We start from the raw sequence: 10464 nt of genomic DNA, 5'->3' as shown, positions 1-10464 counted from the left end.
TTTTACACCCATTGCAACAAAAAAAATTCCTAAACCATTAAGATATTAAGTTGCATTAAGACTTAATTTTCTTAATATCTTAATGGTTCAAAAAAAGGATTTGTAATATATTTCAATGTTAAAACTATTCCTCTTGCAAAGCATCCCAACCTCTAGCTCGTAATTCAATTTTAGTATTGGCACGTGTGATCAAATGAATTCCTTCACTTTCTTGGGTCATGTGACCGATGATTGTAAAATGCGGATTGGCTTTTATTTTATCAAAATCAGTCATTTTAATGGTGAAAAGCAACTCATAATCTTCACCACCATTAATAGCAACTGTGGTAGAATCAATATTAAATTCTTCGCACACGTTGATTAATTGCGGATCAATAGGTAATTTGTCTTCGTATAAATTACAACCCACTTTCGAACTTTTGCACAAATGAATAATCTCTGAAGAAAGTCCGTCAGAAATATCAATCATAGAGGTTGGCTTCAATTCCAAGGCGTGAAACAAAGTGCGAACATCCGTTCTGGCTTCAGGTTTCAATTGACGTTCGACTAAATAAGCGTATAAATCCAAGTCCGGTTGCGAATTTGGATTCACCATAAAAACTTGTTTCTCGCGCTCCAAGACTTTTAGTCCCATATAAGCTGAACCTACATCGCCTGTTACCACTAGCAAATCAGTATCTCCAGCTCCGTCACGGTACACAATTTCATCTGCATCCGCTTCACCAATTGCCGTAATACTGATGATTAAGCCTTTCTGTGAAGAAGTAGTATCACCACCAATAACATCCACTTTAAAACCGTCTGCTGCTAAAGTAATTCCTTCAAACAATTCCTCCAACGCTTCCAAAGGAAAACGATTTGAAACCGCTACCGAAACTGTAATTTGAGTGGGCTTGGCATTCATCGCACAAATGTCCGATAGATTAACTACCACTGCTTTATAACCCAAATGTTTTAAAGGCATGTACGCCAAATCAAAATGAACGCCTTCAATGAGTAAATCCGTAGAAACCACTACTTTTTTATCTTTGAAATCTAAAACGGCAGCATCATCTCCAATTCCTTTTAAAGTAGAAGGTTGTACAATTTTAAAATTTTGAGTCAAATGGTCTATTAAACCAAATTCACCTAATTGAGAAAGACTGGTACGCTGCTGATTTTTATCTTCGATCATTGTTTTCCTGGGATTTTTTAGAATGGCAAAGATACAACTCTGATGAGTTAACTAACTATTATTTTTAACTCAAAAATTCTTAATTACTTTTCCGTCATTTGTAAGAATAATATAATGGTATTCAGGATTTTTGCGCATCAATTTTATGCCTTTTTTACGACCCAAAACCATAATAGAAGTACTAAAACCGTTACACATTTCGGCACTTTTACCGATAATTGTTACGCTAGTAAGATCTGTAGACGGAATTCCCGTTTTAGGGTTGATGATGTGCGAATAGCGTTTACCTTTAATTTCGGCAAACTTCTCATAATTACCAGAAGTGGTCACCGCCTTATCTGATGAAAATTCAAGAATTTCAATGGTTTCGCCAGTTTCAAAAGGATTATTGACGCCAATTCGCCATGGTTCGCCATCCATTTGTGTTCCCCACGTGGCAATGTCTCCCGCAGCGTTTATCATTCCGGATTTCACGCCAAGTGCTTGCATCAACGTACGAGCTTTATCGGCGGCATATCCTTTTCCAATAGATCCAAAGCCCATTTTCATGCCCTTTTCAGTAAGGAAAATCGTACTGTTCTTTGAGTCTAAAAAAATATTTTTGTAATTTACTTTTGCAATAGACTTTCTTATTTCTCGCTTTGAAGGCAATTCCGTCATTGTTCCGTCAAATTTCCAAATGCGATCCATGGCAACAATACTAAGATCAAATGCACCTTTGGTAATTTCACTGAAATAAAGTCCTTTTTGGGTGATTGCTACAACTTCACTGTCCACTTTCACAGCGGAAATTCCTGCACTGTTATTGACGTTGGATATTTGTGTTTGAGGCCTCCATTCTGAAATTAAGTTTTCAATACGCTCTATTTCATTAATCGCTTTCTCAATTTTCTCGTGAGCAGCGCTACTGTCTTTGTCTACAATTGTTATCTGAAAAACGCTTCCCATCAAGTTTGTCGTTTTTGTTTCTTGTACTTGAGCCGAAGCAAAAATGCCAAACAACAGCGTGAATATTGTAACTATGAGTGGGTTCCTTTTCATACGCTTCAATTAATAACAATCAGATAGAATTTGTCCTTTAGCTTTGAAATTTTCAAAATCTTCACTGTTTTCTTTACAAATTAAATTTAGTGTTGCTTCCACATCGCGCTGCATATTTAACGAACCGCAAATCAGTACCACACCTTTATTTTTCAGTAATTCAATAAAGAAAATTGCGTCTTCCCGGATTAAATCCATCACATATTGTGGCTGTTCTTGGCGCGAAAATGCAAGGTGAAAAGCACTGAGTTTTCCGTCTACAAGGTAGTTTTGGGTTATTTCCGCATACCGATTTGTGAGTTCATTCGCTTGACGAAAACCACAATACATGTGCGTTTCTACCTTATTTTTGTTTTCATCTACCATTCCTAAGAAAGGTGCAATTCCGGTTCCATTTGAAATCAGCGCTACTTTTCGAGCTTTTTTTGGAAAATGAAAATTTGAATTTTTAATCAATCGTGCTTTGATTTCAAGACCCGGTTTTAAATCGTATAAAAATTGTGAGCCCAAACCCTTTGGATGTAAACGAACAATTAGTTGAACAGCAGTATTGACTTTCCCAATCGAATAAAAGCGTTCTACCGCATTATTTTCTGGGTATATTGCCAATAAATCTCCTGATTTGAATCGTACCATTCCTGAAGGTTTTAAACTGATTCGAAACGTTGTTACATCGTCTGAAGTTATTTCTGCACGATCTAACACTTTAAATTTCTTCAGTTTTGGTACTTTTTGACTGTATAAAGAAGGTGCGGTAGCAATAGCAAGTCCGTTTAAATTTGCCCAACCATCAACCCATTTTACAAATTCATCCGCAGACTTGTCGTTCACCGTATGCAAATCAAGTGCCTTTTGCGTCCAAATTTGATTGGCTAAAAATTTATCAACCTGTATGGCAAATTCGCAAAAATCAGGGTAAGATTTTGATCCAAAACCTACAACAGCATAATGCACCATTTGCTTTTGTGGAAATTGATCTACTAATTTTAAAAACTTCGTGGCATTTGCAGGTGCTTCGCCCAAACCGTACGTTGACGTAAATACAACCAAATTTTTCATACTCGGAAAATGAGTAAAGTGATTCATATCCGTGAGGAATGACTTCTTACCATTTGCTTGCAATTGTTGGTGTATTTGATTGGCAAAACCCAAAGTGGAGCCGTTTTCAGAGCCAACTAGAAGAATGTATTCGCACTCATTGGCTTTGAATTTATTTTTAATTTTTGTTTTTGTACGCTTTAACGTAATGCTGAATCCAGAATAAATAAAAAGCAGCACAGAAAGAGAGGCTACCGCCAGAATAATTGCCCAAAACAAATTAGTTTGCCCTGTATGCAAGTCAAAACTGAACTTTTCTGCCAATTGTGTAAATGGATATTTTGTTTCCTGAACAATTTGACCTGTAAACTGATGAACGGTTATTTCTCTATCTTCCAATTTCAACACAAAGTATTCTTCTGGATCGTCGTCCATAAAAGGAAATTCGATTTTGGAAACCGCAGACAATTTTACTTCTTTAAAAACAGGAAAATCACTTAAAGGGAGTTTTTGAAGTTGGCTGTTTTCAACAAAAGTTACTGATTTAACTTGCTGCTTTGGGATGATTTCAAATCGAAGCAAAAATAAATAAGTTCCCGTCAAAGCAATGATCAATATCGGAATCAACATGATTTTCCCCGTCAAAACGTGGAGGTATTGTGCCAGCGTATCGTTATTTTTTTTAGGGAAAAAATTTTTAAATACGTTTTCGCGCTTAACCAATAAAATAGTTCCGGAAATTGCAATTAAAAAGAACAGAAAGGACGCAAAACCCACAACAAATCGACCTGTTTCATGTAAGAAAAGAGAACGATGCAATGCAATATTCCATTGAACAAACTCGCTTTTCTCTATTTTATCTCCCAAGATTTTACCAGAAATCGGGTCGATATATCCTTTCACTTCATTACCGTCACTATCATAGGCTTCAAGTGACACAAACTGATTGTAATCTACAGAAACGTTAGAAATTTCAGGATACGTTTTTCTTAATTTGGGTAAAATTTGATCCAACGTTAACGTGTCGAAATTTTCTACTGCGTACGGACTTATTTTTTCGTTCGCGGTATCAATTGCAAGCACAACACCAGTTAGCGACGCCACAACTAGAACCACCGATGCTAAAAGTGCCAGCATCAAATGTGCATATCTCCAAATTGATACTGTCATGTGATACGTTACTGAACTTTATTAAGCTTTACATAGCGAATGTACCCTTTCCCATCTGTTTTTACAGTGATTCCCTCTTTTGTCAAAGGAATTTCAACATCCTGAAAGTGATTATTACCATCTTCCACAGCCGTTTCAAAACGCAATTTATAGCCTTTATTGAACTTGGATTCATCAATTGAGAACGTCGTAATGCTTCGGTCTCCTGCAGCAATTGAAGCGCCCGTCATTGCATTTAAGTTTTCTTTCTTTTTACCTAATTTCTTGTTCCAATCCTTGAAGCCATTGTACCATTGCTTGTCTGGTCCCATCACGTATAATGTTTTTTCAGAATTGCCTTTTGCATCAATCAACGAAACTACGACATAGGCTTCTAATCCTTCATAATTTGACATTTGAATCATGCATTTGTATTTCGCTTCTTGAGCAGAGGCTTGAAAATTGACTACTAATCCTAAAATGGCAACTACTACTATTTTTAAACTGTTTTTCATGGTTTTGTTTTTATAGAAAAAGAATTTTCTGAAAGGAAGTTTTTCAGAAAATCCTCATTCATTTATTTTAAAAATTCTATTGAAATTTTACTTGCAATCAATGCTTCATTTTCAGATGCTAAATCATACGCCGTTTCATCAAATTCTGTTTTTGTATCTTTTTTAGCTCCGTTGGCAATTAAGTATTTTAAAATCACATCGTCCTTTGCGGTCAAAGCGGTTTTTTGTAAAGCGGTCATTCCGTCTGCATTAATCGCATTGATGTCTGCTCCTCTTTTTTCCAATTTTTGAAAAAGATTCAAATCGTTTTTTGCAACTGCTAAGTGGTATAACGTATTACCGTCTTTTTGTGGCTTTGTAAAATTCAAGCCTACTTTATTTAAAATGTCAAATTTAGTCTGAAATTCATCCTTTGCATCACTATTTGATGACTGAGACTTATACGATTGAATCCAATAATAGGCCAAGTTGTTCCCTTTTTTATCAGTCAGATTAACATTTGCACCCTTTTGAATTAAAAAAGCAACCACATCTGAAGATCCATTTTCAACGGCAAAATGCAATGCTGAAAGTCCGTTAGCATTAACTGCATTTACATCTTTTACTTTATCAAAAAACAATTGGATTACCGATACACTTGCTCTTGAAGCATTCATCAAAACAGAATTTCCGTCTTTATCTTGGTGGTTCACATTGGTTCCTTTACTTAAAAAGTACGCAATATCTTCTTCTTGCTTTTGCTTTTTTACCAAATTATGCAAGACGTTTTCTCCGTTGTCTCCCAAAGCGTTTGCGTCAATTTTTAATTCTTCAACCAAATATTGGTACGCCTCTAAGGATGTTGAAGTATATCGTGTGCCTTGCGAAGCATTAATTAACGCTCTGCCGTCAAATTTGATTCCTTTTTTGTGCAGCGACCTCAACAATTGAATATTTCCGCTTTTCGCAGCATAATTAAAAGTAGTATTCCCCAAATCATCACTGTCTTTTAAAGAAAGTCCTTTTGTGGAAAGGTACTCTGATAATTTCAAATCTGAATCGTTAGCTATAGCAAGGTGCAACAACGTAGCACCATTTTTAAATTTCTGTTTTGGATCTATTCCAGCTTTAAAAAATAGTTCAAAAATAGCAGGATCAGCTTGACCGTTTGCAGCAGCAAAAGGAAGTGGAGCTGCCCCTTTATCATCCGTTGCATTGATGTTTGAACCTTTTTCTATAAGGTATTTTACTAAGGGTACGTTTCCTTTACTGGCTGCCCAATGTAAATAAATGCGACCATCATGTGTCAATTTGCTAACATGATTTCCTTCTTGCTCGATTAGAAATACAGTAGCTTCTAGAGAAGCACCGTTATTGATGGCCATTGTTACCACATCAAAATTTCCTCTGTTTGCTTCAGCCGGATTGTTCCCTTTTTTAATTTCAGCTTGGACGGCAGTCAATTCCGGATTTTTTTTCCAATAATCAGCACTTAACAACGTGTTTTGTGCATTTGAAATTCCTGCTGTTAATAACAGTACGATAAACACTATTTTTTTCATATTCTTATAATTTTGAAAGAATTACAACTAATCTTATTTTGGTTTACTAGTTCGTGCCGCAAAAGTACAGCACGAAATTTAGTATATGTACAACTTTAGGGAAACTTTTAGAAAGCACCAGAGAAGTGATTTCCTGCTTTATTAATTAACTTTGCCCCTTGAGTCACTGCACCACTTTGGCTGTTGATGATGTAAATTCTACCATCCTTTCCAACTGGCGCTAATGTTACGTAAATATCATATCCGTCAACTACGAAGCCTTGGTATTGAAATAAATACAAATCTGTATCATAAGCCAATTCAACTCTTTGAGCCGTTTTTGCATTTAGGTCTACAAGTGCTAAAAAACTTTGTGATTGTCCTGACAAGGTAGATACTGCTGCACTTTCGTACGTGTAAGCTACAATTGCTTTACCGTTTCCTGCATATTTCCAGCTTTCGATATACGTATCATTAACTCCTAAAGCAGCGTCTAAACTAAAAACATAAGAGTTGTCATACGCATTACTTTGATTGATTTTTAAAAAGTGTGATCCTTCTGAATCTCTTTGTGTAGCTTGATAAATATTTCCGTCGTCTGCTAAAAATGCATTAAAACTTCTGTAGCCACTCGTGTCGCCGTAACCCACTGTTGAATTGATAATTACTGGATTATTTAGAGATGGATAATCTACTACTACTGATTTTGAACCTAAGCGTGTAAATTCTGATTGATTTAATCCTGTGTTCGTATCCGTTTTACGCATCCAAGTACCAATAATTAATTTATTTCCAGCTTTATTTAACACCGGAGCGTCTAATCTAAAAATATGATGACCTTCACTTTCTTCAGCAGCTGTTAATGGAATTTCGTAAGTCTTAACTTGAGAAATAGCAGAGTTCACTAAATCTATAGACAATACGGTTCCTGTTCCTCTCGTTCTGATGTAGGTACCGTCTAATTCTGAAACCACTGTTGGTGTAGAAACGTTTACAGCTATTCCTGTTTTATCTCCGTCAAATAATTTTGCCCATCTTGGTGAAGTTCCAGCATACTGCGAAATATTTACCAATGAACCAATTGGAGCGAAATTTTTACCTCCACCCACAGTATATTTTGAATATTCGCCACCGTTTGCACCACCATACGCAATGTTAAAAAGTGTGCTACCGTCTTGTGATGATTGTAAACGAGCCGTTCTATTGGAAGGAACTAAATAGCCATTCTCAAAAACATCATAAAATTTACTCGGGTCTTTTGCATCTTCTGTACTGATTGAATATACAATTGTTCCTCCATTTCCATCTCCAGGTGTTGGATCGGTAGTTCCCATAACGGCACCAGCTATAGTTATATATCTGCCTTCACTAATTGGCGGCTCTGTGGTTCCTCCTGCCGAATCATCGTTACTACAACTTGTAGTAAAAATTAAGGTGCTAAACAATGCAGATAAGGTGACAAATTTTAAAACTTTTGATTTCATAATAGAGTAGGATTTATAAATTGTTGATTACATAATTAAATTTCAAGTAGAACGCTCTACCCGGTTTTTGAACAGCTAGGTTATCAAAAACTTGTTCGTTAAAAACATTTTTTGCATCAAAACTAATGATGTACTTTTTACTTGGAAAAACGTAGCTTACGCCAAAATCGTTCAAAAACTGTTGCGGAACATCAAAAAAATCAGTCCCTGAAGTATTACTGTACAATGTTCTGATGTAACTGAATTGATCTACAAACATGAAATTATAGTACAAATTCAGCTGTGCATCTTTGCTCAGTACATTTTTTAACGTGTATTGAACACTTGCATTTGCGGTAAAGAAAGGCTCGTTTGGAAGTTGAAATTCATTTCCAGTAATGTCTTTAGTAGTAAGATCAAATTTGGAAGCATTTATAATAACACTCAAATTTTTCTTGAATGAGTAGTTCAACTCCATATCAAAACCAGTAGATTTTGTATTTCCTTGATTCACATAAGGCAGGGTTTGCACGTTTGAATTTAAACTCGTTTGGATTGGAATTCCAATTCGATCCGTTACATTTCTTACAAAACCATTTACGGTAAATGTTGCCTCATGCTTTTTATATCTAAAACTTCCCAAACGTGTACCAACGTTAAAATTCTTACTGATTTCTGGTCGGATATTTGGATTTTCGGCGATATTGTCTCCTACATCTCCAAAAACTTCATTCTCATCTGGCAATCGTACACTTTTTTCGGCAGAAGCTAAAAGTGAAACTTGAGGTGTTAATGCATAAGAAAACGCAACTCCGTAGCCGTCTGTATTTACGCTACTGCTCACGATATCTTCCACACGGGTCTGAACGCCATTGATGTTAGTCACAATTGGGTTCATGCGGTCAATATTTTGTTGGTAATATTTACCAAAAAGCGTTGTTTTTAATCGGTTTTCAAAAGCAGTAAATTCATAACTCAAGGAAAGAATGTTCTTTGTCAAATCTCTTGTTCCAAAAAATTTCCGTTCTAAAACTGATTTTAACTCATCATCGTCTGTTCTATCCAACATTGAAAACAGATGATTTATTAAAATGGTATTGTTCTCATTAATACTATACGATAATCCTGTACGAAGCGAGGCCACTTTTCTGTTGATATTGGTAATTGTTGGCGCTCCTTGTTGAGCTCCTAAAGGTCGGAGAATTGGATTTCCATTTAAATCTAAACTCTTTTCGCCAAACCAGTTGTAATTGTATTTGACCGTATCGTTTACTGTTCTATGTCGTTCACCAAAAATTCCTTGTACATTCAGGTCCAATCCTTTTACAAAAATTCCTTTTTTGTTATAATTAAGGTTCAGCAAATTAGCATCCGACTCTAGAAATCTACCCTTATAAGGCGTGGTCATAAACGTACCGTGCTGCACTTCTTTATACGAATCAGAAGTGGTGAAACCGATAAAAAATTGATCTGCCCACTTTACATCTTTAAAACCAACTTCGATAACGCTTCCCAGAGAGCGAAACTGATCATTAAAGCGCTTCGCACGTACATAATCGTATTGTCCGTTTGGTAAAATGTTATATACATTCTTTCCGTACACTTCATAATCGTTATCAGAATAATTTAAAAAAGCAGAAGCTTTAACGGTCAAACCTGATTTATCAAAACGGTATTGTCCGCTAAAATTAGTTTGAGCCGTATTAAAAGAACCGTAAGAAGCAGCTACATTTATATTATTTCTGTAGGAACTCTTCATGACTATATTGATCGCGCCACCCAATGAATCATCAGATAAATACCCGGGAACAACTCCTTTATACACTTCAATTCGTTCAATCATGGCGGGTGGAATACTGTTGAGATCAAAAGAAGATCCATAAGTAGAAATTGGAATAGCGTCTATAAATATACGAACGGCATTTCCGCTTAATCCATTAATAGTATAACGCACTTCTGAACCTAAACCTCCGTTTTGACGAATTCGCACCCCAGCCGAACGACTCAACAACTCATTGGTTTGTAAATTTCGAAGCGCTGCAGTTTTAGTATCAATAACATTGACTGCAAAACCTTTATTTTCTATTTTTTGTTTGTGGGTTAGTGCCGTAACTACCACTTCGCTTAATTGTTCGTGCTGTTTTTTCTTTAAAGTAATTCTTACACTTATAGTGGCGCTGTTTACCTCTACATTTTGCATAGCAAACTGCGCATCCATTGAATTGGTTTCCAGAACATATTTTCCATAAGGAATATTAGCAAACGTAAATTCACCTTTTTCGTTTGCGACTGCCGAGGTTTGAGTTCCTTGAATCATAACCAATACATCCGTTACCGGTTCATTCGTTTCAAAAACCAAGGTTCCCGAAATGGTTCCACTTTGTGCCAAAACCGCCATTCCAAAAAAGATAAAAATCACTAAAAATCCCGACTTAAACATAACTAAAATATTGCTTTGGCAAACTTAAGTTTATTTAGACTATTTACAAATAATAAAATTAGAAAGTTTTTAGAATTATAATTATGCTATATTTTTACACTTTTGGCAATAGGAATAGTAGTAT

7 protein-coding genes are annotated in these 10464 nt (G+C 35.8%); all 7 read right to left on the bottom strand.

Annotated features, from left to right (window positions below; translation table 11 throughout):
* Positions 1 to 124 precede the first annotated feature (124 nt).
* The 7 genes from thiL to H602_RS0116580 all read right to left on the bottom strand — a co-directional run bounded on the left by thiL (position 125) and on the right by H602_RS0116580 (position 10340).
* The gene (thiL, locus tag H602_RS0116610; RefSeq protein WP_026979029.1) at positions 125 to 1174 is read right to left on the bottom strand and encodes a thiamine-phosphate kinase; all 1050 of its coding nucleotides are present in this window, start codon (positions 1172 to 1174) and stop codon (positions 125 to 127) included.
* A gap of 69 nt (positions 1175 to 1243) precedes the next feature.
* On the bottom strand, positions 1244 to 2215 hold the full coding sequence (locus H602_RS0116605; RefSeq protein WP_026979028.1) for an FAD:protein FMN transferase: 972 nt from the start codon (positions 2213 to 2215) through the stop codon (positions 1244 to 1246).
* 9 nt (positions 2216 to 2224) lie between these two features.
* Positions 2225 to 4423, bottom strand: a complete 2199-nt coding sequence (locus H602_RS0116600) for a PepSY domain-containing protein (RefSeq protein ID WP_026979027.1) — start codon at positions 4421 to 4423, stop codon at positions 2225 to 2227.
* An 8-nt stretch (positions 4424 to 4431) separates the two neighbouring features.
* Positions 4432 to 4917 carry a DUF2271 domain-containing protein gene (locus tag H602_RS0116595; protein ID WP_026979026.1) on the bottom strand — a complete coding sequence of 162 codons (486 nt, stop codon included), beginning with the start codon at positions 4915 to 4917 and terminating at the stop codon, positions 4432 to 4434.
* Between the two features lie 62 nt (positions 4918 to 4979).
* Complete coding sequence (locus H602_RS0116590; RefSeq protein ID WP_026979025.1) at positions 4980 to 6458, bottom strand: ankyrin repeat domain-containing protein; 1479 nt, start codon at positions 6456 to 6458, stop codon at positions 4980 to 4982.
* A 107-nt stretch (positions 6459 to 6565) separates the two neighbouring features.
* Positions 6566 to 7921, bottom strand: coding sequence for a hypothetical protein (locus tag H602_RS0116585; RefSeq protein WP_026979024.1), 1356 nt, complete (start codon positions 7919 to 7921; stop codon positions 6566 to 6568).
* A 13-nt stretch (positions 7922 to 7934) separates the two neighbouring features.
* Positions 7935 to 10340 (bottom strand): TonB-dependent receptor, encoded by a 2406-nt coding sequence (locus tag H602_RS0116580; protein ID WP_026979023.1) that lies wholly within the window; start codon positions 10338 to 10340, stop codon positions 7935 to 7937.
* Positions 10341 to 10464 lie beyond the last annotated feature (124 nt).

Origin of the sequence: Flavobacterium tegetincola DSM 22377 (assembly GCF_000425485.1) — a bacterium.
GTDB lineage: Bacteria > Bacteroidota > Bacteroidia > Flavobacteriales > Flavobacteriaceae > Flavobacterium > Flavobacterium tegetincola.
This window is presented reverse-complemented; position numbering and strand designations above follow the sequence as displayed.

What these genes read in the sequence shown, in the direction of transcription:
- thiL (WP_026979029.1), bottom strand. Translation starts at nt 1,174, where the DNA reads ATGATCGAAGATAAAAATCAGCAGCGTACCAGTCTTTCTCAATTAGGT.
- H602_RS0116605 (WP_026979028.1), bottom strand. Translation starts at nt 2,215, where the DNA reads ATGAAAAGGAACCCACTCATAGTTACAATATTCACGCTGTTGTTTGGC.
- H602_RS0116600 (WP_026979027.1), bottom strand. Translation starts at nt 4,423, where the DNA reads ATGACAGTATCAATTTGGAGATATGCACATTTGATGCTGGCACTTTTA.
- H602_RS0116595 (WP_026979026.1), bottom strand. Translation starts at nt 4,917, where the DNA reads ATGAAAAACAGTTTAAAAATAGTAGTAGTTGCCATTTTAGGATTAGTA.
- H602_RS0116590 (WP_026979025.1), bottom strand. Translation starts at nt 6,458, where the DNA reads ATGAAAAAAATAGTGTTTATCGTACTGTTATTAACAGCAGGAATTTCA.
- H602_RS0116585 (WP_026979024.1), bottom strand. Translation starts at nt 7,921, where the DNA reads ATGAAATCAAAAGTTTTAAAATTTGTCACCTTATCTGCATTGTTTAGC.
- H602_RS0116580 (WP_026979023.1), bottom strand. Translation starts at nt 10,340, where the DNA reads ATGTTTAAGTCGGGATTTTTAGTGATTTTTATCTTTTTTGGAATGGCG.